This is a genomic window from Streptomyces sannanensis (genome assembly GCF_039536205.1).
GTDB lineage: Bacteria > Actinomycetota > Actinomycetes > Streptomycetales > Streptomycetaceae > Streptomyces > Streptomyces sannanensis.
The window spans coordinates 4,300,181-4,321,962 of record NZ_BAAAYL010000001.1; the positions used below are offsets into that span (position 1 = coordinate 4,300,181).

Here is a 21,782-nt window from a genome sequence, read left to right on the forward strand (position 1 = left end):
GGGGGGTGGGTGATGGCCATGGCGTCCCCGAGGACCCGGCTGACGGGCCTGAGCAGACTGACAGGGCTGATGCGGCTGACGGGCCTGGCCGAACCGACGGACCTGACCGGACCGACGGACTTGACCGGGCCGACGGACCTGACCGGACCGGCGGGCCGGAAGCGGCTCACGGCCTTGACCAGACCGACGGCCCTGAAGCGGCTGACGAGCCTGACCGGACTGACGGGCCTGGCCGAACCGACGGACCTGACCGGACCGACGGACTTGACCGGGCCGACGGACCTGACCGGACCGGCGGGCCGGAAGCGGCTCACGGCCTTGACCAGACCGACGGCCCTGAAGCGGCTGACGAGCCTGACCGGACTGACGGACCTGACCGAACCGGCGGGCCTGACCGGACCGACGGACCTGGCCGGACCGACGGACCTGGCCGGACTGACGGACCTGACCGAACCGACGGGCCTGGCCGGACCGACGGACCTGACCGAACCGACGGGCCGGAAGCGGCTCACGGCCTTGACCGGACCGACGGCCCTGAAGCGGCTGACGGGCCTGACCGGACCGACGGGCCTGACCGAACCGGCGGGCCGGAAGCGGCTCACGGCCTTGACCAGACCGACGGCCCTGAAGCGGCTGACGAGCCTGGCCCGGCTGACCCGTGTCCGGGCCGCGACCGAGGACGTCCCGGCGCCCAGCCTCCCCATCCAGCTGAGCGCCCTCCAGGCACTGTGCCGCCAGGTCTTCGGCTTCCGCCTTGCCCTGATCGCGATCGGCGCACCCTTCGCCCTCGACCGGGCGCAGAGCGAGCTCGGCGCCTGGCTTGTCGGAGCGGCCGTCGTCGTCGGCTTCGTCGGCTCGTACGCGCTGCTCCGTGACTGGGAGATGGTCGGCCCGCTGCTGATCAAGTACCGCTCGCTGATGGCCGTGGACGTCCTCTTCGGCTCGGTGCTGCTGCTGGCCGCCTCACCCGACTCACCCCTGGGCTACGCCAGCGCCTGCACACCCCTGCTGGCCGGGCTGCTCTACGGATGGCGGGGCGCCGGAATCTTCACCGGCATTCAGATCCTGGTGCTGGCCGCTACGTACAGCGCTTGGGCGCAGAGCATGGCAGGCCCCGCGAGCACCCTTCTGATCAGCGGTTTCTGCGTGGCCGCCGGGGTCGTCGGGGTCACCCTGCGCAATCTGATGTTCCGCTTCGGCGCCGCGACCCGCGCGCTGTCCGACGCCACCGCCCGGCTGGCGGTCGCGGACGCGGTGGAGAGCGAACGGGCGAGGCTGGCAAGGGAGATGCACGACTCCGTCGCCAAGACCCTGCACGGCCTCGCCCTGACGGCGGACGCCCTGGCGGAGTCCGCCGACCGCATGGACCCGGTCGCGGTGAGGCGGCAGGCCGCGGCACTGGCCCGGTCCGCGCGCCGGGCCGCCGCGGAGTCCCGCGAGATCCTGTCGGACCTACGGGGCGTGGAGGAAGCGCCCTTCAACGACGAACTCGCAGGCCTGGTCGGCGGGTTCGCGACCGGTACGAACATCGAAGCCGCTGTCCGCCGGACCGGCCCCGTCCCGCCCGTCCCCTATCCCGCCGCACGCCAGCTGCTGGCCATCGTGGGCGAGGCCCTGGAGAACACCCACCGCCACGCCCGGGCCACGTCCGTCGTTGTCGAACTGGGCGTGGAAGCCGGCTGCCTCCGTCTCAGCATCCTCGACAACGGCCGCGGCCTGCCGGACGGCACCTGCCTGGACGGCCTCCGCGACGCGGGCCGCTTCGGCCTGGTCGGCATGGTCGAGCGGGTGGCGGCTATCGGCGCCCGCATCCGTATCGGCAGGGGACGCAGCGAGGGCGGCACCGAGGTACGGGTGGACCTGCCGCTGGAGGCCCTGCGAAAGGAGGCGGATCCGTGCCGGACGAACTGCGCGTGATCGTCGCCGACGACAACCCCGTCGTACGGGCCGGCCTGGCCGCCCTGCTCGGCGGCCGGGACGACATCCAGGTCGTCGCGGAGGCGGCCGACGGCCGCCAGGCCATCACCGCGGCCAGGCGCCACCGCCCGGACGTGGTCCTGCTGGACGTGCGGATGCCGGGTGTGGACGGTCTGGCCGCGCTGCCGGATCTGGTGCGGGTGGCGCCGGTGATGATGCTGACGTACAGCCGCGAGGTGGAGGTGGTGGAGCGGGCGCTGCGGCTGGGCGCGGACGGCTACCTGGTCCATGGCGAGTTCACCGCCGAGCAGTTGGTGACGGCGGTACGGGACGTCAGGGCGGGCCGGGCACACCTGTCGTCCTCGGCGCAGGGGGCGTTACTGGCTCATGTGCGCTCGTCGCGGGAGCAACCGGCTGTGGGAGAGTGGCGGGCGCCCCACAGGTCCAGTAGGAACAGGGTCAACAGAGCTGACTTCGGGCTGAGTTCGAGGGAGGTGGAGGTCATGGACCTCATCGCGACGGGAATGAGCAACCAGCAAATCGCCGCCACCTGCTTCATCAGTGAGAAGACCGTCAAGAACCACATCAACCGCATCTTCGCCAAGCTGCACAGCGCGAGCCGGAGTGAGGCGATCGCGGTATGGCTGGGCACGGCGGGAAGGGGGCTGAGCGCATGAGGTTCAGGATGTGGGCCTGGTCTTGCAATTGGGCCCGGAGACCCTGGGGTGGGGCGGGCGTGACGCCGTACGTTGCGAGTGCTGCAGTGATGCCGTACGCGTCGGGAGGGGACCCCCATGTTGAAGACCGCCAGCAAGGTTCAGATCGCTGTGGGCACGTGGCGCGACACGGTTGTCAGCCGGATGCAGAAGAAGCACGCGGACCGGGGCGCGAGCATTGTGGAGTACGCGGGGTTGCTGGTGATCATCGCGCTGATCGTGGTGGCGGTGCGGGGGCTGGGGTTGCAGGGCATCATCTCCAACGCGATCAGCACTGCCGTGAACCAGATCACCGGCGGCTGATGCCCAACCGATCAGGGAACGACCGCGGGCAGACCATCCCCATCTATGTCGCTGTGGTGGGGGGTCTGCTCTTTCTCGCGTTCGCGTACTTCGCGGTTGCCCAAGCAGCCGCTACCCGCAACGGCGCCCAGTCGGCGGCCGATGCCGCCGCGCTGGCGGCGGCCCAGGATGTGCGGGACGAACTCTTCGACGGCTTCACACGCTCCATTGGCAAGGACGAATCCTGGACCGACTGGCTCCTGGGAGACGGGGCCGAGGGCACGGGAGGGGCCGCAGCCGCTCAGCTTGCCGGTGAGAACGACGCTGATCTCACCGGGTTCGCGCCGACTGAGGTGAATGGATACCCGGCGTTCAGGGCAGACGTCGAGACCCGTTACACGTCGGGCAAGTCGATCGTCCCCGGCACGGACCGTCCGGCCAAAGCCCACGCCACCGCCGTGATCGAACCTCGCTGCAACGCCTCACCGGAGGGCGATTCTCCCGAACTCATCGAATTCGACTGCAAGGGTGAGCACTGGCAGATCAATCCGAAGAAGTTCATCGATGGTGACCTGCCAGAGGCGAAGGACCTGTTCTCCGTCTATTTGGCCGAGTAATGCGTGAACGACGAGACAAGGAAGACTGTTGATGAGAATGCGGCGCACTGCGAAGGCCCGCAGGGCACTGACCGCTGTGGCGATCACGACCGGCCTGGCCCTCACGGTGGTCGGCTGCGGCGGGGAAGAGGACAACAAGTCCAAGCCGGGGGCAGCCTCGTCCCCCAGCACAAAGAAGGATCAAGGCAGTGAGCCGCAGGATCAAGCCCCAGCAGCAGACTCTGTCCTGGCCGAGGTGAAGGGAAGCGACAACATCACTCTCGTCATCAACTCGGCCGTCCGGGACACAGGCGGCTTTGTCACCGTAAACGGAAAGGTGAAGAACGGGAGCGGGAAATACTGGATTCAGGCCCTATGGGCGGGCAACGAACAGGAGCTCGTCAGCAACTCCGCCTCCATGGCCGGCGCCTCCCTCGTCGACACGGCCGGCAAGAAGAAGTACCTCATCCTCCGCGACACCGACGGCCGCTGCCTGTGCACCCGCTTCACCGGCGGCTTCAAGGCCAACGAGGAGAAGACCTTCTACGCCCAGTTCCCCGCACCCCCCGCCGGAACCACCAAGGTCGACTTCCAGATCGCCGACATGCCGCCCGCCACCATCGAGATCTCCGAGGGTGAGTGACCCATGAGTCGCCGCCCCCGCATGGCCACCGCCGCCGCCCTCACCGCAGCCATCCTCACGCTCCCCGTAACCCCCGCCCTCGCCGACGAGCCCCCCAGTGCGCCCCCCGGCTCCACCACCACCGCCCCGCCCCCCGAGGTCGACGCGGACGCGCCCGGCCTGAAGCTCGCCGACGGGGCGACGCTCGCCCCCGCCCGGGTCGTGGACATCAAGTCGGTCGTCGAAGACCTCGGTGGCGAGGAGCGCCGCGAGGACACCAACACGGACGTGAAGTTCGCGCTCCAGGCCGAGGTCCTCTTCCCGAGGGACAGTTCCAAGCTGAACCCCGAAGCCATTGCCCGCATTAAGGCGATCGCCGACGAGATCAACGCCCAACATGGCACCAAAGTCCGCGTGTTCGGCTTCACCGACAACCTCGGCTCGTACGAGCACGGCAAGGCGCTCTCCAAGCAGCGCGCCGACACCGTGCAGGCCGAGCTCGCCAAGACCCTCGGCTCCGCCGTCACCTACGAGATCCGCGGCTACAGCGAGGACTACCCCATCGCCACCAACGACACCGAGGAAGGCCGCAGGAAGAACCGCCGAGTCGAGGTCTCCTTCCCCCGCAGCGGCTGAACCGGCGGAGCAGGGGCATCGGCCCCTGCTGTGGGATCTCAAGTTCGGCTGCGCAATCTCACAGCCCGCTTCATATCGACTGCACTCTCCGTGTTCCTCGACGAACTCGCCCACTGTCCTGTCGCAGTGCAGTTGGCGGATTCTCACTCGGTCTCATCCGAGCTGCCAGATTCTCACTGCGTCGCGGTTGACCGCTGGCGGTTCGTCTTGTCGAACATCGTCCGGCTGTCCTGTCGCATTGGATCTGTCGGCTTCCCACCCGTTCTCGTTCGTGCTGTCCGATTCTCATCCGGGCAAGTCCTGAGGGCCGCCGCCTGCTCCGTTCGTGGAACCTGTGCTCACCTCGCCGGGACCTGACGAAACGCAGACGGCGACGGCGGCAGGTCGGCGAACGAAGTCGGCCACGCGACGTCGTCGATCGCGAGCCACGGCGCAGCGGCTACGGCGGTGGGCGTTACCCCGGTAAACGCCTTGACCTCGCGGTGGAGGTGGGACTGGTCGACGTAGCCGCTTGCGGCCGCCACCCGAGCGGTGGCGTCACCCGTCGCGAGAAGGTGGGCGGCGTGGTCGAAGCGCACCAGTTGGGCGGCGCGCTTGGGAGTGAGGCCGATCTGGGACCGGAAGCGGGACCACAGGCGCTTACGGCTCCATCCCACCTCGTTCGCCAGGCTGTCGACCCGCACCCGTCCCCGGCTGGTGAGCATCCGCCACCAGGCAGCAGCGATCTCCGGATCGAGCGGTGGGCGGGCGTCCAGCCGTCGGCCAAGGACATCCGCCGCGATTGTGAACCGTTCGTCCCACGACGTGGCGGCGCGCAGCCTGTCCTCGGCTCGCCCGGCGTCGCGACCCCAGACATCTTCCAGGGAGACCACCGTCCCGACGAGCTCGGTCGATGCGCTGAGCACTGCAGCCGCCACGACCGGCGACAACCGAATCTGGAGGCACTGGCCGGCCTCGGCCGTCCGGCCGCTGATCCGGAGGTTGCCCGGGATCAGTCCGACGACCACGCTGCCGCGTTCGCGCCGGCCGTGCGCGTTGTAGACGAGGCCGTCTCCTTCGCTCAGGTCCACGAACAGGGTGACCGATGGGTGCGCGACCATGGCGATGTCCACGAGCGCCGGGACACGTTGACCGAACCCGGCCATGCTGATCCCGGGCAGTCGCTCTGACTGCCGCGGGATCGCGACCTCCACCGACGTCCAGTCAGGTGGTGACTCTGTGGCCCACACAGCACCAGGGTAGCGATCGGTGTCAGAGGCCTGCCGCCGCGAAGGCCAGCAGCAACTTGCTGGTCGTCTCCGGCGCTTCGAACATGGGGAGGTGTCCGACGTCGGGCAGTTGCTCGACGCGCGCGTTCGGCACCGTGTCGTATTGGTGTGCCGAAGACGGATCCCAGCGGCGGTCGGCAGCGCCGAAGATCACCAGGACCGGGACGTCGAGGGCGGTGAGGCGGTCGGGCACGCTCCGCTCGGCGATGTACGCGGCGTTTCGGCGCAGTACCGTCCTGAACGTGCGATAGCCGATGCCCCGGACCTCGGCGACCAGGTCGTCCGGGACGTCCACCGGGCGGTTGCATACCGCGGTCACCCCCCTGCGGAGCATCGCGTCCGAGCGGATCGACCAGAGGAGCGGGCCCAGCGGCGGGCCAATCAGCATACGAAGGAGGACGGACTGCGGGAGGAGCGCGTCGGGACTCGGGCCGCTGCTGATCAGCGCGAGCGAACCGACCAGGTCAGGGCGCTGTTCGGCAAGCGCGGTGGCGATGTATCCACCACTGGAGTGCCCGACCACGGTAACCGGACGAAGGCCGAGCTCATCGAGCACCGCGGCCAAGCGGCACGCCTGCTCGGGCACGTCGTACGACGGCGCGGGCGAGGACTGGCCGTGACCCGGGAGGTCGACTCGGATGACGTGATACTGGTCGGCGAGTGCCGGCACCACCGGGCTCCAGGAGCCGCCCGAGAATCCCGATCCGTGGATGAGCACCAGCGGCGGCGCCTGCCGCGGGCCGGAGTGGACCACATGCATCCCGTGCAAGTGCGTGACGTCGTCATGTCCCATGTACGGAACGATGCCTGCGCTGCCCGCTATCAGTCTTGTACAAATGTCGTCGCGAGGCTGACGCTCGCCGGACACCTCTGTCTCCACGGCGAGCGGGACTTCCGCGAAAGCCGGGCCGTTTGAGAACGTCAGCCATCGGCAGTCTCCAACCATCTGGCATTCATGCAGGTCAACGAGTCGCTACCTGCCACCTACACCGCGACGGGACACCCACCGCGCATGGCACATCGAACTGGCCGGCGAGCCCCGCCGTAACACCTCCCACCGTGTCTGGGGCTACGCCTCCCCGCCCGTCTCACTCTCCGCGCGCGCGGATCACGGGTGAGCTATCCTGCGCGCATGCGCGGACAGTTCACCGGCTGGCCGGAGCAGGCCATGGACGTGTTGTGGCAGCTCCAGGGCGAACCGACCCACGCGACCCGCGAGCGCTACCGCGCGGACCGTGAACGCCTGGTCCGGCAGCCGATGATCGCCCTGCTCAACGAGGTGGCGGACACCGACCCCCGGTACGAGGACTTCTCCGTCTGGCACTACCGCACCGACTCCTGGTGGTGGCAGCACCAGGGCGCGGTGATCCGGCTCGGCCGCAAGATCGAGATCGGTCTCCGGTTCTCCCTGGACGGCCTGCGGATCCAGGGCGCCTGGTGGTACCCCGATCCCGGCCAGGTGGACATGTTCCGCGAAGCCGTGGCCTCCGAGGGGAGCGGCCGCGAACTGTCCGCCATCGTCGAGGACGTGCGGAAGAGGGGCTACGACATCTCCGGGGACGTGATGAAACGCCCCCCGCGCGGCTATCCGACAGACCACTCCCGTACGAACCTGCTGCGCCACCGTTCTCTGATCGCCGCCCGTCCCCTCGGCTGCGAGGAGTGGCTGCACACCCCCGAGGCGGTCGACCGAGTCCTCTCTGCCGCCGCTGACCTGGACGCCCTGCTGATGTGGCTGGTCCGCCACGTGAAGCGCGCCGCCTGACATCACGAGGGCCCCGCGCGGCACGGGAGGAACCAAACCCGTGCCGTCGGTAGGCGCGGACTGGGGCGATGCCCCCGCGCAGCGCGATGTTGCGGTCGAACATCCGGCGCAGAACGACCCCCCGCGTTTTCCGCCGTACGGCGCCCCCACACAACCGACCGCACCGCCGTCCCGGGTGATAGCGGGCCGTGAGACACCGCAGGTCAGCGGTCTACCCGTCCGGAGCGGCCTCAGTAAACCTGGCGGGGATGCACCGAGAGCTGAGACAACCGCAGATGAAGCAGCGTGAGACACCGCGAGAAGTCGCAGGTCACAGCCTCGGCGTATGCAACGAAGCGCGAGACCCTACACCTGCTCGAACGCTGTCAGACACCGACGGCGAGCACCTGAGCTCCGCAGAGCTTGTTGATGTCGTCGCCATCGGAGGTGACGATAATCCGTGGGCCCGAGAATCCCAGTGCCGTAGCCGCCACGACAGAGTCGATCGCGTACTTGTGGCCGTGGAGGTTCGCGTTGCGCAGCAAGTCGAGACGCTACTGCCGATCGAGAGCGCGCGAGCACGCTGCATACTCACCTGATATGAAGATCATGGTGGGGGGCCTCGCGGCCGGGGTGGGATTCGGGGCGGCTACCTCGCTCGTCAACGCACTTTCGTCACCCTACGTGGGGTTCGGAGCCCCGCTTACGGGCACCGTCTGGGCCAGTGCCGCCAAGGTGCTCAGCCTGCTGATGGACGCCGGCTGGGCATGGGCCGCGCTGGCGGTGGCTATGGGCTGGCTGGCCGGGACACGGGCCCGAGGCGCGTCGGCCGGGGCCCTGGCGCTGATCGCGGCCACGGGGGCGTACTACGTAACGGACGCCTTCACCCGCGAGGAACCGCTGGCCTCGTACGCGACGGAGACGGTCATGTGGTGCACGGCGGGTCTGCTGTTCGGGTTGGTCCTGGGTGCGGTGGGTGCAACCATCAGGCGGCCTGGGCTGGTCGGCATGCTCGCCGCACTGACGGTGCCGGTGGGCGCTGCCGTGCAGATGGTCGTGCTACCGCCCCGGCCACACCTCACCTTGACCCCGGCAATTGTTCTCGCCGAGGTCATCGTCTGGACAGCCTCGGTGCTCGGTGCCGGCTGGGCCGTCTACCGTTTCTGGGCCGGGAGGCGTGCGGTCGAAGCCGGATAGCGAAACCATCAGGGATCAGGGACATCCCGGCATGCGCATGGGCGAGCCGACCGCCGTGCCTCTCAGGGTCTCGGCGATCCGCACGGTGAGCACCCCCGACAAGCTCGGGCATGTGGGCCCCGTGGCGGATGCCTGGGCGGTCCTGCGCGAAACGCAGCAGGCTCGCCGGGACATGCATCAGGGTGTGCGCCGGGCCGCGGCTGCGTCCCGGGGCCCGGCACCCGGCCAGGTCCACGCACTCGCACCCCGTACCGCGACGCCGCGTCGACGAGCTGACCGGCATGCTGCACCAAGTCCCGCCGCGCCCATGGTGGCTCTGGACCCCGACCCGCTTCCACGTCGCGCCCGACCTGATCGCTTATATCCGCCATCTCGGTGACGAAGAGGTCGACATATGGGTCGGCGCCGGACACCGCGGTGTGCTGCGTCCTCTTGGCGAGCTGGACCTGAACCGGCCACGCTTCGACGGCTGATCGCCGTGCGGAGTTACAACAGATGGTCCGCCTTGCCGGCCTTGATGTCGCGGATCAGGGTCTGGAGGGCCTCGCGGGTGTCGGTGAGGTAGTGGTCCTCCTGGCCGAGTACGGCGATGTAGGCGTTGCCGTTGTCGTCGGTCCCCAGCCGGAAGCAGTTGTTGCCTTCAGCGCAGAACGGCTCTTCCCACTTGATGTCGGTCATTCGTCCATCCTCAGAGGTCGCGGGCGATGCCATGAATGAAGTCGCGAGACTGCTTCGGGCTCAGGGTGTGCGATTCCATCCAGTCCATGTGTGACGCGTACTTGGGCGGGCCCGCCTCAGCACCTCGTTACAGCAGGTGGTCCGCCTTGCCGGCCTTGATGTCGCGGATCAGGGTCTGGAGGGCCTCGCGGGTGTCGGTGAGGTAGTGGTCCTCCTGGCCGAGTACGGCGATGTAGGCGTTGCCGTTGTCGTCTGTTCCCAGCCGGAAGCAGTTCGCCCCTTCGCCGCAGAAGGGCTCTTCCCAGTGGACCTCTGCCATGTCCTTCTCCTAGATCTGGCGGGCGACGTCGTGGATGAAGTCGCGTGATTCCTTGGGTGACAGTGTCCGGGACTCCAGCGCGTCGAGCTGGGCTCGGTACTTGGCCAGCTGGATGTCCGTGTCGAGAAACTCGGGTCCGTGGGTGGCGTCGAGCTCCACAGTGTCCAGCTGAGGTACTGGCGCTGCGGCGTAGACAACCGACTGGCCTGCTCCGTGGAATCCGCCCGCCTTGAACGGGATGACACGCACGGTGATGTTGTCCCGCTCCATGAGCCCCAAGAGATGGGACAGTTGGGCCCGAGTCGTCCGGGGCCCGCCGAACTCGATTCGCAACGCGGCCTCGTGGATTATCACGTTGACGGCGGGCGGATGTGTCCTGTCCAGCACCTGCTTGCGGTCCATGCGATGGGCCAGGCGGGCTTCGAGGTCCGGCCCGGCCGGACGGGGAATGACATGGTCGAAGACTGCGCGGGCGTGCTCCTCGGTCTGCATGAGACCCGGCAGGTGGATGGTGACGGCGATGCGCAGACGTTTCGCGTGCCATTCCATCTCGGCGATGTCGAGGAGACCTGGCGGCAGTTGGCCCCGGTAGGACTCCCACCAGCCCTTGTCGTGATCGCCTGCCATTGCTGCAAGCGCGTCGATGAACTCCTCGTCCGGGCAACCATAGTTACCGGCCAGTGTGCGCACCCGCGCCGCGCTGATGCCGGACCGGCCGGATTCCATGTTGGGGATGTTGGTGCGGGGCACGTTCAGCAGGGCTGCGGCGTACTCGGTGCTCATGCCTGCCGCCACGCGCATCTTGCGCAGTTCCGTGCCGAGGCGCTTCTGGCGCGCGGTGGGTGTGCTCCTCGGCGGCATGCGCCCTCCCTTCGAGCCGTGCTGCGCACAGTCTGCCCGGGGGCGGCTGCTCGGTCCACCGAGATGGATTCGGTAAAGGCGTAGTACACGTACTCCTCAGTGTCCTACAGTCAGTAACGCAACACTCACGCACGGTGAAGCTGAAGTGCATCGCGCGAGCCTACCCGCAGCCTCCTCCCCTGGGAGGGGTGGGCCCGCGTCAGGGAGACAGGCCACCGTTCGCCGAGCCCAACACCCCCACCAGCGCAACCGCACGGAGTTCCGCATGAGTGTGTCCATGTGCCCCGACAGCCTGCCGCTGACCGCTCCCACGCCCACTTCCATCCCCACCCCCGACACCCTCGCCTACAGCCTCACGCTCCCCTCGGCCCTGATCACCCCCGCGATCGCCCGTACCGCGACCCGGGCCGTCCTCAACGCCCACGGCTTGACCGGACTTCTCGACCCGGCCCTCCTTGCCGTCAGCGAACTCGTCACCGCCGCCTGCCGTTTCACCGCCCCGGCCTCCGACGTCTACCTCTCCCTCCGTTACCGCGACGGCGCCCTGCGCGTGATCCTCTACGACGGTCACCCCCGCCACACCCACCCCCGCCTCGCCGCGGCCTGCGACGCCCGCCGGCGCTCGGCCCTCCGCCTCCTCGCTCGCGTCGTACGGGAATGCGGCGGTGAATGGGGCTTCGGCGACGCCCGCGAGCCCGCCGGCGGAACGCGGATGTGGGCCGTGCTGCCTTCCTCGGGCGCCGCCGCGTACGGTCGCGCAGACGCACAGCCCTGCGTCGCACCTTGGACGGCGGGGGCAGCGGCCTCGCGATCTTCCGCGGCCCGTCCGGAACAAGCCGGCTCCAGCTTCCCCGCCTCATGACCAGCCCAACAAGCAACTGTCACAAAGGCGTTATCCACCCTTCTCATATGCTGCGGCTGCATCTCCTGCCCCGCGTCGCTCCGCGGTTCGCGGTCGAGGGGTGCCGCTCCGGACGACAGCCGCGGCCGGGGGATGCAGCCAAGGCGTGCTTGTGCACGCCGGGAGAAATACGGGGTGAGACACGATGAAGCCGAGGGCATGGGGAACGGTTGCCGCTTCGGTGGTGCTGCTGTTGGGCACCGCGCAGGCGAACCCCGCAGGGGCAGCCCCGCTGCCCGTCTGTCCGACAGTCTTCGGGCACGGCGGCTACCCCACCGGGGCCAACCCCTGGGACCGCGATCAGGTCCGTCAGCCGAACCACCCGACGGGCCTTGCCCAGCAGAAGAGTTGGGGAGCGGACGGTGTGGAGGCCGACCTCCAGCTCACCAAGAACGGCACCAAGGGCGTGATGTGGCACAACACCACGACCAACGGGCTGACCGGCACCCGAGCGCCCATCACGGAGCTGTGGTGGGCGACCGGCGCCGACCGGCTCAAGGGCCGCACGATCACCCGCGGCCCGTACAACGGGGAAACGGTCTACACCTTCCGCGAGTGGCTCGACAGCGCCAAAGCCAAGAACCTGATTCCTCTGGTGGAACTCAAGGGCGAGGCCAAGCAGTCGCTGCTCAACAGTGACTCGGCCATCCGCGAGACGGCGTGGAACGAGGTCCTCGCGCCCATCTCGGAGCGAATGTCTTCGCAGAAGATCATGATCTACACGCGTGACGCCGCGCTGAAGCCCGAACTCGACAAACGCATCAGGAACGCGGGTCTCGCCGCCGTACTCACGGGCTATCCCGCCTGGGTCGACGGGATCGGCTGGGAGGAGCCGCCTCCGGCGGCTTCCGGCAACTACGAGTCGTGGCAGGCGGCGCTGACGCAACTCGGCTCCAGCGCGACCTCGACACGGATGGCCACCTCATGGACGAAAGACCTCACGGCCTGGCTGAACGGGAAGTGCGCCTGACCCTCGCGACGCGCGCGGGGGCAGTGCGCACTGCCCCCGCGTGCCGGCAAGACCGGCGGAAGGCCGGACCACGGTGCCGGGACACGCGACGATCAGCCGCACCCTGACCCGTGGGCAGGCCGGCCCGTACCAGCCGCAGGCGGCCATCGCCGCCGTGCACGACGAGGCAGAGCACACCGACGCCACGGACCGGCCCCAGATCCTCGCCCCGTACGACTCCTCGAACAGTTCGGGCCGAACCCGATGGTGAACCACCCTCGGTCCACAGGCTGTGGGCATCCTTGCGACGCGGCTCCGCGTCGGGCTCGTTCCGGATTGCCGTGTAGCGGCGGGCCAGTTCATCCGACTCTGCGTGAGTGCCAGAGGCCCGGCAATTCCCCGGAGGGAGTGCCGCGCGAGTCCGTGTCCGGCGCCTTCTTGCCGGTCTTCTTGCCGGTGTCCGGGGCGAGTGGAAGTCTGACGCGATGTATACGGATCTTGTCCACTGGGCCTCGATCGCCGCCGAGGGTTTTCCCTTCCCCGAGGCCGTACCGGTTTCCCGGCTCAGCGACGAACTGTCGGCCATGCTTGTGTCGCCTGACCCCGAGGTCCGAGACGAGCATGCCTACACCGCCGCCGCGCGCTGGATACGCGAAGGGCACCTCGACGAGGTCCTGGAAGACCTCGGGGACACCGCCGCGGACCGTTTCACCCATCCCGAGATTCAGGCCCGGACCTTCGCGCCGCTCGTTCTCCAGTGCGTTCTGAGGCGGGGACACGCTGCCCCCGGCACCGTGCCGGAGGCGGCCGCGGAGCGCTGGTACGCCGGTTTCGCTTCCTGGTACCCGTCCGAGCGCGACACCCGAGGCTGGGACGACGCCCTCGGTTGGCTGCACGCCGTCGCCCACGGCGCCGACGCGGCTGCGGCGTTCGCGCCGGCGCTGCCTGCCCGACGTACCGACCTGCTGGAACTGTGCGCCCATCGGATGACGGCCACGTACGCCGACTACCGCTACGAGCAGTTGGAGGACGCGCGCCTCGCCCGGGCGCTCAGCTCCATCCTGCTCGCTCCCGGCCTGACGGCCGAGCAGGCCACCGACTGGTTGGGCGTCGTGGCGACCGCCCTCGACGGTGGAGGCCCCGGTCCCGTCCCACCGTGGGCCTTCAACACCTTCGCCACCCTTCAGTCCCTCCATCTCCACCTGACCCGCGGCCTCGCCGAAGGGGGCGTTCCGCCGCACGCGCCGGTCGTCGCCGCACGTGTCGCCGAGATCCTGCGGCTGCCTTACCGCTGGCTGGCCTGATACCTGCCTGAGGGACGAGCAAGGCGGCGGGAGCTCACGACCGTCAGCCGGCCCAAAAGGTTGTACTCGCGAACGTTGTTCTCCGGGCCGTGATTGCCCAGGGTGCGGGCTCGGCTCGGCTTGGTGGGTGGCGGGTGGTGGGTGGCGGGTGGAGCGGTCCCATGGGGTGTTGACGCCGGGCTGTGGCGGTGGTCCAGCGCCCCTGGTGTGGTGCGGACGGTCTTGTGGGCGTGCTGGTGGGCTCCTGCTCCGGTCGGGAGGGGGCTGCCGGGTGGGGGTGGGTTATTCGCGGTAGGTGTGGGGTGGGGAGTCGTAGTGGTGGCCGGTGGGGGAGGTCCACCGGGTCACTCCGGTGTCGGGGTCGCGGGTGACGCTCCAGTCGGGGTGGTGCGTCTTGAGCTGGTGGTGTCGATGACACAGGGGGTGCAGGTTGTCGGGGGTGGTCTGCCCGCCCGCTTCGGGGTTCTGGTGGTTGAAGGATTCGCGGTGGTCGAGATCGCAGCGGTGGGCGGGCTGGTTGCAGTGCGGGAACGTGCAGTGCCCGTCCCGGGCGATGACATGCCGCGCGGTCTCCGCGGTCGGCCTGTAAGTCGTCGGATCCGTTTTGACCAGCATTCCCGTTGCCGGGTCGGTGATCAGCCGCCGCCAGATGCTGCCCTCGGCGAACGCGATCTCAGGTCAGAGGTCATCCCTCGTTCGAGTGAACGTTCGGAAACGGAGCCGCCACCACCGGCCCGCAGGCCACCGAAGCCGCCCGGCCCCCGGGCCGCCGAAATTCACCCAGCACCCCGAACCGCGAACGCGCTCACCCGCCGGCACGCAAGCCGCCGAGCCTGCGGCCGCACCCCAAGCCGGACGCGCCAGCCCAGCCACCCACGCACCCCGCCACCCGGCCACGACGAACCGCCACCCGCACCCCCCTCCCGGGGCCCGGCTTCCGGGGCCGCCCCGTCACGTTCAACTCGCGGGGGAGAGAAGGCAGTCAAGGGTGGAGCGAAGCGGAATCGCCGAAGGCGACGCGACCGAAGGGAGCGCCCTTGACGGCCGGCCCGGACCCGCCACACTCACGCCAGGGCGGCCCCCACGCCCACTGCACAGACCCGGCCCACCCCGACCACGCCCCCACCGGCAGGGCCGGACGGCAGCGGTCAGCGGTCTACGGCCAGTGGTCAACCCCGTTCTGTACGTGCCCTGCGCGTAGTGGGAAGTTGGAGGGCCTGGTGGTCATCGGATTGGTCCTCGGCCCCAGGCCTTCCACTCGGCGTAGAGAGGATCGACCGTGCCCTCGGACCACGACATGCTGTGGCGTCGCTGCGCGCTCTTGGGCCGTGTCCTGCTGCCGCTGGTGGACCAGGAGCCATGGCGGCAGGCTCGTCGCCACGAGACACTGAGGGCCCGGGGCATCGACACGGCGGCAGGCGAGCGAATGATCGAGATCTTCGCGGCCCTGGCTGCCCACGCCGTCGCTCTCGACGCTTCCTTGTCCGCCGCAGAACTCGACGCCCTGCCCCTCAAGGTCGTGGCCGACGCGGCTACCGGCAAGCGCGACTATGAACTGCTCGCCGGACTCCCGGACACCTACGCCGACGACCGTGACGGACAGGCCGTTGACGTCTTCCGCCTGTACACCTACAAAGGCGGGCAGTACAGCCACCGGCTCTTGCTGCTGAGCAGGGAACTGTGCTATGTGCTGAACGTCCTCGCCGAACGCTCGCCGACACCATCTCCCACGTGCGGGGACGTCTTCCGCCGGGCGGCCGAGGCCGACCTGCCGCAGTGATCACGGGCTTCAGACAAGCTGAGGCAGCACTCCCGGCCACGGGTGGTGGCGGTGGTCCGGACGACCGTCAGTATCGGTCCTTCTCGCGGGACGCCGACTGGCACGGCCACCCCGACCTCACCCCGATCCCGGTCGACCCGCCCCTGCCGACCCGCACCGTCGCCCTCCTGACCCGTGAGGGCGCCTACCGGTCCGCCGCCCCCGGGCTTTCATCGAGCTGACGCACCACCACGTCACCGCACGGCCCTACACCCCGGCCTGGGTCCTGCACCCTGGTGTGAGTCCTGCATCCTGGCGTGGGCCCTCCACCCTGGCGCGGGCCCTACACCCCGGCGTGAGCCCTGCACCCGGCGTGAGCCCTGCACCCGGCGTGAGCCCTGCATTCTGGCGTGAGCCCTGTACCCACCCCGGCGTGAGCCGTACACCGCATGACGCTCGCGCGTGGTGGTCACAGATGGTGCCAGAGGTCGGCCGGCGAGTTGCCCGGCGGCTGACGGGCCGGCCGGTGTCCTGGGGGCCCTGGGGGCCCTGGGGACACGGAAAACCGGTGTCCGATGGCCCCAAAAAAAAGCTGTGCCGGTGCGCACTGCACCGGCACAGCCTGCTGTCCACTGCTCCGCTACGAGCCGCTGCCGTACGGGCGGGTGATGATCTCCATGCCGTGACCGACCGGGTCCATCCAGTACAGCCCGCGGCCGCCGTCGTTGTGGTTGATCTGCCCCGGGTGCTTCCGGTGGGGGTCGGCGTAGTACGTGATGCCGGCCTCCTTGATCCGCCCGAAGGTCGCGTCGAATTCGTCCTCCGACACGAGGAACGCGTAGTGCTGCGGGGCGATGGGATCCGACTCGGGGAGGCTCGCGAAGTCCAGGGTGACGCCGTTGCTCGTCGTCACGGGGAGGAACGGGCCCCATTCCTCCCCGACTTCCAGCCCCAGAAGACCCGCCAGGAACTCGGCGGAAGCCCGCTTGTCACGGGCGAAAACGATGGTGTGGTTCAGCTGTATCGACACTGTGCAATGCCTCCAAAAGGCATCTCACAGGCACCTCCACGCCTCACCCGGGCGGTGACGCACGCGCGATGCCTTACCTCGATCGTACCTCGCTGTCCTTCCAGGCTCATCTGCGACAAAGCCACCCCGATGATCGTCAACTCGGGCCTGTGGCACAGGAGATGGCCAGTACGTTCCGCGAGGGGGCTGTCCGCCTTCCGCATAGGGTGGACGGTGCAGGCAGGAGACATGAACCGAGGGGGAGTTCGGTGTGTGGCGCGCGGCCAGGACATCGTGCAGTTGCCGCGGACCCATGCTCGTTGTCGGTGCCGCCGCCTAGGCTCGGTGCGTGCTGTTCGCGTTGATCGTCCTCGCCGCCGGTTACGGCGCCGCCGTCGGGCTGCTCGTCCCGCGCGCCGTGTACCGGCTGGCGGTGGAGCCGGACGCTCCCTGGCGTGACAGCTGCCCTTCCGGCCACCCGCTCACCGGTCCGGCCGGCGGATGGCTGGGCCCGGCCCGGTGCGGCGCCTGCGGTGGGGTTTTCCGGGGGCAGGCTTCCGGACTCCCGGACGCCCTTCGGGCGGGTCCTCCCTTGCCGGACGGGCCGCGAATTCAGCCTGTCCGGCGACTGGGAACGGGGTTCTGGGGCGGAGCCCCAGGAGCCACACCCGCCGTCGCGGGTCTCACCGCCGCCGTCTGTGCCGCTCTCGCAGGGGCCGTCGGGTTCGCGCCCGAGCTGGGGGTGTGGCTGCTCCTCGCCCCTTTCTTCGTGCTGCTCGCGCTCGTCGACCGGGCCGTGCAGCGGCTCCCGGACGTCCTCACGCTGCCGCTCGCCGCGGCCGCAGCCGTCCTGCTGGGGGGTGTCGCGCTGCTGCCCGGGGCGCGGGGGTCCTGGCCGCTCGCGCTGCTGGGCGGGCTGGCGCTGGGCGGCGGTTATCTCGTGCTGTTCCTGGTCAACCCGAACGGCATGGGCTTCGGGGACGTCAAGCTGGCGATCGGGCTGGGGGTCGCTCTTGGGTGGTACGGCTGGGGGGTGCTGATGCCGGGCGCCCTGGCGGGGTTCGTCTACGGGGCCGGATACGGCTTCGTCCTCGTACTGCGCGGCCGGGCGGGCCGTAGGACGGCGATGCCGTTCGGGCCGTTCATGGTCGCCGGGGCGTTCACCGGAATGCTGCTGGGTGGTCTCGGAGCGTAGTCGCGGCGCGCCGGAAACAGTGGGGTGGCAGCGAGCACCCCTCACGAAGGGTTATGGTGGAAGCCCCCCCTCGGGCCGGTCCGTATCCCCCCCACGGACCGGCCCGTTTTCTTTTTCCGCCGCGACGTGCGCAGAGACGGTCAGCGCTGGGCCCAGATGTTGGTGCCCTCGGTGTCCACGGCGTGGACGTCGATCTCCTTCAGCTCGTCCTCGGTGAGCGGCGCGCCGGCGAGGGCCGCGACGTTCTCCTCCAGCTGCCGCACACTGGACGCGCCGATGAGGGCGGAGGTCATCCGGGGGTCGCGCAGCACCCATGTGAGCGCCATCTGGGCGAGCGTCTGGCCACGGCGCGCGGCGATGTCGTTCAGGCCGTTCAGCCGTCGTACGACCTCGTCGGAGAGCAGGCCGGGGTCGAGGGACTTGCTCTGGGTGGCCCGGGAGCCCTCAGGGATGCCGTTGAGGTACTTGCCGGTGAGCAGGCCCTGGGCGAGCGGTACGAAGGAGATGCAGCCCATGCCGGCCGCCTCCAGCGTGTCGAGCAGCCCGTCCTCCTCCGTCCAGCGGTTGATCATGGAGTACGAGGGCTGGTGGATCAGGGCCGGGACGCCCATCTCCTTCAGCAGCCGGGCCGCCTTCGCGGTCTGCTCGCTGTTGTAGGAGGAGACGCCGACGTACAGTGCCTTGCCCTGCTGGACGGCGGAGGCCAGCGCGCCCATGGTCTCCTCGAGCGGAGTCTCCGGGTCGAAGCGGTGCGAGTAGAAGATGTCGACGTAGTCGAGGCCCATTCGCTTCAGGGACGCGTCGAGCGAGGACAGCAGGTACTTGCGCGAACCCCACTCGCCGTACGGGCCGGGGTGCATCAGGTAGCCGGCCTTGGTCGAGATGATCAGCTCGTCCCGGTACGGCGCGAAGTCCTGGGCGAAGATCTTGCCGAAGTTGAGCTCGGCGGAGCCGGGCGGCGGGCCGTAGTTGTTCGCCAGGTCGAAGTGTGTGACGCCCAGGTCGAAGGCGCGGCGGAGGATCGCGCGCTGTGAGTCGAGGCTGCGGTCGTCGCCGAAGTTGTGCCAGAGGCCGAGCGAGACGGCGGGCAGCTTGAGTCCGCTGCGTCCGGAGCGGCGGTACTCCATGGTGTCGTAGCGGCCGTCGGCGGCGTGATAGTGAAGGGGGGATGCGGGAAAAGTCATACTTCATGCCTATCACGGAGTTATCACAGACCTGTGACAGGCCGGGTTGGGTCTCTACTGCCCGTGCGCAGTAATGTGACGGGCGCGGGGGCTGCCATGGCAGTACGCATGGCTGGAGAGCCGGAACATCGTGGCGCATGTCTCCGGTACAGCATCGAGAGGGTGGAAGTCCGTGAACCTGCGCGACCTGGTGTACAGGCTCTACGCACGCCGGGTGGAAGGCCGCCTCGACCATTCCCAGGTCCCCAAGCACATCGGTGTCATCCTGGACGGCAACCGTCGCTGGGCGAAGGCGTCCGGCGGCACGACCGCCCAGGGGCACAGGGCCGGTGCCGACAAGATCTCCGAGTTCCTCGGCTGGTGCGCCGAGTCGGACGTCGAGGTCGTGACGCTGTGGATGCTCTCCACGGACAACCTGGACCGGCCCGAGGGGGAGCTCGTCCCGCTCCTCGGCATCATCGAGGACGCGGTCCGGGGTCTGGCGTCGGACGGCCGCTGGCGGGTCCATCACGTGGGCACCCTCGATCTGCTGCCCGCCCGCACCCAGGCCGTCCTGAAGGAGGCCGAGCAGTCCACCCACGACGTGGACGGAATACTGGTCAACGTCGCCGTCGGCTACGGCGGCCGCCAGGAGATCGCGGACGCGGTGCGCTCGCTGCTGCTCGAGCACGCGGAGAAGGGCACGAGCTTCGAGGAGCTCGCGGAGGTCGTCTCCACGGACCTCATCGCGGAGCACCTCTACACCCGCGGCCAGCCGGACCCCGATCTGGTCATCCGCACCAGCGGCGAGCAGCGCCTGTCGGGCTTCATGCTCTGGCAGAGCGCGCACTCCGAGTACTACTTCTGCGAAGTCTTCTGGCCGGCCTTCCGCAAGGTCGACTTCCTGCGCGCGCTGCGCGACTACGCGGCGCGGCACCGGCGTTACGGCGCCTAGAAGACTCATGAAGATCTTGTTGAGGGGCTGTCCGGCCGGAGGCCGGGCGGCCCTTCTGGTCATCCGGTGGCCGGGGCGAGGTGCCAGGTGTCGCCGGTGCGGGTGAGTCCGAGGTTGATCAGTCGGCGGAGGTTGAGGGCGGCGGCTCGGGTGTGGAGCCAGGTGTCGTTGGCGATGGTTCCGCGGTAGCGGAGTTTGCGGTTGCCGTGGTGGACGAGCCAGGCGACGGCGCGTTCGACCGGTGGTCTCCAGCGGCGGTAGTCGGCTTGCCAGTCGGGGTCGGTAGCGGCCTGGCGGCGGGCGGCTGCGAGCAGGTCGTGGTGTGGGCGGATGGTCAGGATGCGGCCGGCCTTGGCCTTGGTGCACCGCTCGCGCAGGGGACATCCGGCGCACAGTTTCCCGAAGGCCGCCTTGCGCTGGTGGTGCTGTCCGCCGGGGTCTGACAGGGGGACCGTGTGTCCAGCGGGGCAGGTCACCGTGGCGGCGGCGGTGTCGATGGCGAAGTCGTCCAGGGTGAAGCCGCCGGGGACGGCCGCCCGTAGCGGGGCGGGCTTGAGGAACAGCCGGTGCCCTGCGTCTTCGAGGGCCTGGCGGGCATCGCCGGTGGAGTAGGCGGTGTCGCCGAAGGCGTCCACCGGCCCGTCCTCCTCGGCGAGAAGGTCCAGGCCGACGGTGGCCTCGTGGTGCTCTGGGCCACTGCCGGGCCGCAGGGCGACGGCGGTGTATAACCCGGTCTCGGGCTCGATGGCCAGGTGGGCCTTGAAGCCGTCTTGCTGGTGGGTGCGGGTTTTGTGGATGTGCCGGGCCTCGGGGTCGACGGTGGAGACCATCCGGTCCTGCGCGGTGCCACGGGTGATGCGCCAGCGCCCGTCGCGGCCGTCGGAGTCCTCGGCGGGTTCGACGTCTTGCCCGGCGACCAGGGCCAGGATGCCGACGGCATTCGCGGCCTTCTCGCCCAGCTCCTGCTCGGGCAGATGCCCGAGCAGCCTGAGCGCGTCACTGACCAGGGCATCAACAAGCGTGGCGCGGGCCTGCTCGTCATTCCAGGCGATCCTTGGTTTGCCCGGGTCGCTGTAGTCATGCGCGGTGCACTGCACGGCTGCCACCTCAGCGGCCCCGGGGACCTCGCGAATTACCGCGCGGACGGCGGCGATGATCTGGGTGACGGTGTCCTGGGTGGCGACCGCATCGTCCAGCACCGTGGAGTCCAGCGCCCGCCGGTGCTTGCCCTTGAGGACACCGGTGGCCTTCACCACCTCGCGCACCGTCTCGAAGACACGGTTCGGCCGCACCGAGCGGGCCAGCCGGCGCCGGAAGTAGGCCAGCAGCGACGGATCGAACGCCATGTCGTGCAGGCCCAGCCCGCACGCGGCCTTCCACCTCAGGTCACACCGCAACTCCTGGACCGTCTCGAAGTCCGACAGCCCGTTAAGGGCCTGCAGCGTGATCGCCGCGGCCAGGATCTGCGGCGGCATGCTCGGCCGCCCGTTCGCCGACGGGTACATGTCCTCGAACGTCTCCGCCGGGAACAGCGCGCCGCGATGCTCGGCCAGGAACGCGAACACACTGCCTGCCGGGATCAACTCCCGGCAGGTCTCCCACACATCCGGCCCGACCGTCTCCCCGGCCCATTCCCCCATCACCACGAGAAAGAGTCTGGCCCCGCCGCTCACGCGGCGGGGCCAGAACCCAAGATCTTCATGAGTCTTCT

At 69.3% G+C, this 21,782-nt stretch carries 26 protein-coding genes and 1 pseudogene; 17 read left to right on the plus strand and 10 right to left on the minus strand.

The features are described 5' to 3' along the window. Positions 1-18 precede the first annotated feature (18 nt). The 6 genes from ABD858_RS20445 to ABD858_RS20470 all read left to right on the plus strand — a co-directional run bounded on the left by ABD858_RS20445 (position 19) and on the right by ABD858_RS20470 (position 4,769). Positions 19-1,917, plus strand: a complete 1,899-nt coding sequence (locus ABD858_RS20445) for a histidine kinase (RefSeq protein WP_345039649.1) — start codon at positions 19-21, stop codon at positions 1,915-1,917. Continuing rightward, entirely contained in the window at positions 1,896-2,594 is a 699-nt protein-coding gene (locus ABD858_RS20450) for a response regulator (RefSeq protein WP_345039652.1), read from the plus strand. Before ABD858_RS20445 ends, ABD858_RS20450 begins: the two co-directional genes overlap by 22 nt. Before the next feature lie 117 nt (positions 2,595-2,711). Then, positions 2,712-2,936, plus strand: coding sequence for a hypothetical protein (locus ABD858_RS20455; protein ID WP_345039654.1), 225 nt, complete (start codon positions 2,712-2,714; stop codon positions 2,934-2,936). After that, positions 2,936-3,532, plus strand: coding sequence for a pilus assembly protein TadG-related protein (locus ABD858_RS20460; RefSeq protein WP_345039656.1), 597 nt, complete (start codon positions 2,936-2,938; stop codon positions 3,530-3,532). The genes ABD858_RS20455 and ABD858_RS20460 overlap by 1 nt, the downstream gene beginning before the upstream one ends. A gap of 37 nt (positions 3,533-3,569) precedes the next feature. After that, positions 3,570-4,154 (plus strand): hypothetical protein, encoded by a 585-nt coding sequence (locus ABD858_RS20465; RefSeq protein WP_345039658.1) that lies wholly within the window; start codon positions 3,570-3,572, stop codon positions 4,152-4,154. A 3-nt stretch (positions 4,155-4,157) separates the two neighbouring features. Continuing rightward, entirely contained in the window at positions 4,158-4,769 is a 612-nt protein-coding gene (locus ABD858_RS20470; RefSeq protein WP_345039661.1) for an OmpA family protein, read from the plus strand. Between the two features lie 338 nt (positions 4,770-5,107). Here the strand turns inward: ABD858_RS20470 and ABD858_RS20475 are convergent, their stop codons facing one another. Together ABD858_RS20475 and ABD858_RS20480 are read right to left on the minus strand one after the other, a co-directional pair. Beyond that, on the minus strand, positions 5,108-5,914 hold the full coding sequence (locus ABD858_RS20475) for a helix-turn-helix domain-containing protein (protein WP_345044728.1): 807 nt from the start codon (positions 5,912-5,914) through the stop codon (positions 5,108-5,110). 106 nt (positions 5,915-6,020) lie between these two features. After that, positions 6,021-6,830 (minus strand): alpha/beta fold hydrolase, encoded by an 810-nt coding sequence (locus ABD858_RS20480; protein ID WP_345039663.1) that lies wholly within the window; start codon positions 6,828-6,830, stop codon positions 6,021-6,023. Between the two features lie 339 nt (positions 6,831-7,169). Between ABD858_RS20480 and ABD858_RS20485 the strand changes: the two genes are divergently transcribed. Continuing rightward, positions 7,170-7,802 (plus strand): DUF2461 family protein, encoded by a 633-nt coding sequence (locus ABD858_RS20485; protein WP_345039665.1) that lies wholly within the window; start codon positions 7,170-7,172, stop codon positions 7,800-7,802. 365 nt (positions 7,803-8,167) lie between these two features. Here the strand turns inward: ABD858_RS20485 and ABD858_RS20490 are convergent, their stop codons facing one another. Continuing rightward, positions 8,168-8,326 (minus strand): hypothetical protein, encoded by a 159-nt coding sequence (locus ABD858_RS20490; RefSeq protein WP_345039668.1) that lies wholly within the window; start codon positions 8,324-8,326, stop codon positions 8,168-8,170. Between the two features lie 55 nt (positions 8,327-8,381). Between ABD858_RS20490 and ABD858_RS20495 the strand changes: the two genes are divergently transcribed. The 3 genes and pseudogenes from ABD858_RS20495 (at position 8,382) to ABD858_RS20505 (ending at position 9,451) form a co-directional block, all read left to right on the plus strand. Beyond that, complete coding sequence (locus ABD858_RS20495) at positions 8,382-8,978, plus strand: hypothetical protein (protein WP_345039670.1); 597 nt, start codon at positions 8,382-8,384, stop codon at positions 8,976-8,978. Between the two features lie 64 nt (positions 8,979-9,042). Beyond that, a pseudogene (locus ABD858_RS20500) lies at positions 9,043-9,147 on the plus strand (RNA polymerase subunit sigma-24); the annotation flags it as partial. Between the two features lie 112 nt (positions 9,148-9,259). After that, on the plus strand, positions 9,260-9,451 hold the full coding sequence (locus ABD858_RS20505) for a hypothetical protein (protein WP_345045107.1): 192 nt from the start codon (positions 9,260-9,262) through the stop codon (positions 9,449-9,451). 13 nt (positions 9,452-9,464) lie between these two features. On the opposite strand, the gene ABD858_RS20510 is transcribed toward ABD858_RS20505, so the two are convergent. From ABD858_RS20510 to ABD858_RS20520, 3 genes are all read right to left on the minus strand, one after another. Next, positions 9,465-9,656 (minus strand): hypothetical protein, encoded by a 192-nt coding sequence (locus ABD858_RS20510; protein ID WP_345039673.1) that lies wholly within the window; start codon positions 9,654-9,656, stop codon positions 9,465-9,467. A 127-nt stretch (positions 9,657-9,783) separates the two neighbouring features. Next, positions 9,784-9,975, minus strand: a complete 192-nt coding sequence (locus ABD858_RS20515) for a hypothetical protein (protein ID WP_345039675.1) — start codon at positions 9,973-9,975, stop codon at positions 9,784-9,786. A gap of 9 nt (positions 9,976-9,984) precedes the next feature. Further along, positions 9,985-10,836, minus strand: coding sequence for a helix-turn-helix domain-containing protein (locus ABD858_RS20520; RefSeq protein ID WP_345039677.1), 852 nt, complete (start codon positions 10,834-10,836; stop codon positions 9,985-9,987). A gap of 265 nt (positions 10,837-11,101) precedes the next feature. On the opposite strand from ABD858_RS20520, the gene ABD858_RS20525 reads away from it, so the two are divergent. From ABD858_RS20525 to ABD858_RS20540, 4 genes are all read left to right on the plus strand, one after another. Further along, entirely contained in the window at positions 11,102-11,698 is a 597-nt protein-coding gene (locus tag ABD858_RS20525) for an ATP-binding protein (protein WP_345039679.1), read from the plus strand. A gap of 184 nt (positions 11,699-11,882) precedes the next feature. Next, positions 11,883-12,707, plus strand: coding sequence for a PI-PLC domain-containing protein (locus ABD858_RS20530; RefSeq protein WP_345039682.1), 825 nt, complete (start codon positions 11,883-11,885; stop codon positions 12,705-12,707). Between the two features lie 40 nt (positions 12,708-12,747). Next, positions 12,748-12,957, plus strand: coding sequence for a hypothetical protein (locus ABD858_RS20535; RefSeq protein ID WP_425586232.1), 210 nt, complete (start codon positions 12,748-12,750; stop codon positions 12,955-12,957). A gap of 214 nt (positions 12,958-13,171) precedes the next feature. After that, on the plus strand, positions 13,172-13,990 hold the full coding sequence (locus ABD858_RS20540) for a DUF2785 domain-containing protein (protein WP_345039684.1): 819 nt from the start codon (positions 13,172-13,174) through the stop codon (positions 13,988-13,990). Between the two features lie 282 nt (positions 13,991-14,272). Here the strand turns inward: ABD858_RS20540 and ABD858_RS20545 are convergent, their stop codons facing one another. After that, on the minus strand, positions 14,273-14,605 hold the full coding sequence (locus ABD858_RS20545) for an HNH endonuclease signature motif containing protein (RefSeq protein WP_345039686.1): 333 nt from the start codon (positions 14,603-14,605) through the stop codon (positions 14,273-14,275). A 664-nt stretch (positions 14,606-15,269) separates the two neighbouring features. Between ABD858_RS20545 and ABD858_RS20550 the strand changes: the two genes are divergently transcribed. Continuing rightward, a complete protein-coding gene (locus ABD858_RS20550) occupies positions 15,270-15,770 on the plus strand; it encodes a hypothetical protein (RefSeq protein ID WP_345039688.1) in 501 nt (166 codons plus the stop codon). Positions 15,771-16,389: 619 nt separating this feature from the next. On the opposite strand, the gene ABD858_RS20555 is transcribed toward ABD858_RS20550, so the two are convergent. Then, the gene (locus tag ABD858_RS20555; RefSeq protein WP_345039691.1) at positions 16,390-16,779 is read right to left on the minus strand and encodes a VOC family protein; all 390 of its coding nucleotides are present in this window, start codon (positions 16,777-16,779) and stop codon (positions 16,390-16,392) included. A 328-nt stretch (positions 16,780-17,107) separates the two neighbouring features. Between ABD858_RS20555 and ABD858_RS20560 the strand changes: the two genes are divergently transcribed. Next, positions 17,108-17,953 carry a prepilin peptidase gene (locus ABD858_RS20560; RefSeq protein WP_345039693.1) on the plus strand — a complete coding sequence of 282 codons (846 nt, stop codon included), beginning with the start codon at positions 17,108-17,110 and terminating at the stop codon, positions 17,951-17,953. A gap of 140 nt (positions 17,954-18,093) precedes the next feature. On the opposite strand, the gene mgrA is transcribed toward ABD858_RS20560, so the two are convergent. Further along, complete coding sequence (mgrA, locus tag ABD858_RS20565; RefSeq protein WP_345039695.1) at positions 18,094-19,137, minus strand: L-glyceraldehyde 3-phosphate reductase; 1,044 nt, start codon at positions 19,135-19,137, stop codon at positions 18,094-18,096. 172 nt (positions 19,138-19,309) lie between these two features. On the opposite strand from mgrA, the gene ABD858_RS20570 reads away from it, so the two are divergent. Beyond that, positions 19,310-20,071, plus strand: a complete 762-nt coding sequence (locus ABD858_RS20570; RefSeq protein ID WP_345039698.1) for an isoprenyl transferase — start codon at positions 19,310-19,312, stop codon at positions 20,069-20,071. 59 nt (positions 20,072-20,130) lie between these two features. Here ABD858_RS20570 and ABD858_RS20575 read toward each other — a convergent pair whose 3' ends face one another. Beyond that, the gene (locus tag ABD858_RS20575; protein ID WP_345044323.1) at positions 20,131-21,711 is read right to left on the minus strand and encodes an IS1182 family transposase; all 1,581 of its coding nucleotides are present in this window, start codon (positions 21,709-21,711) and stop codon (positions 20,131-20,133) included. Positions 21,712-21,782: the final 71 nt, after the last annotated feature.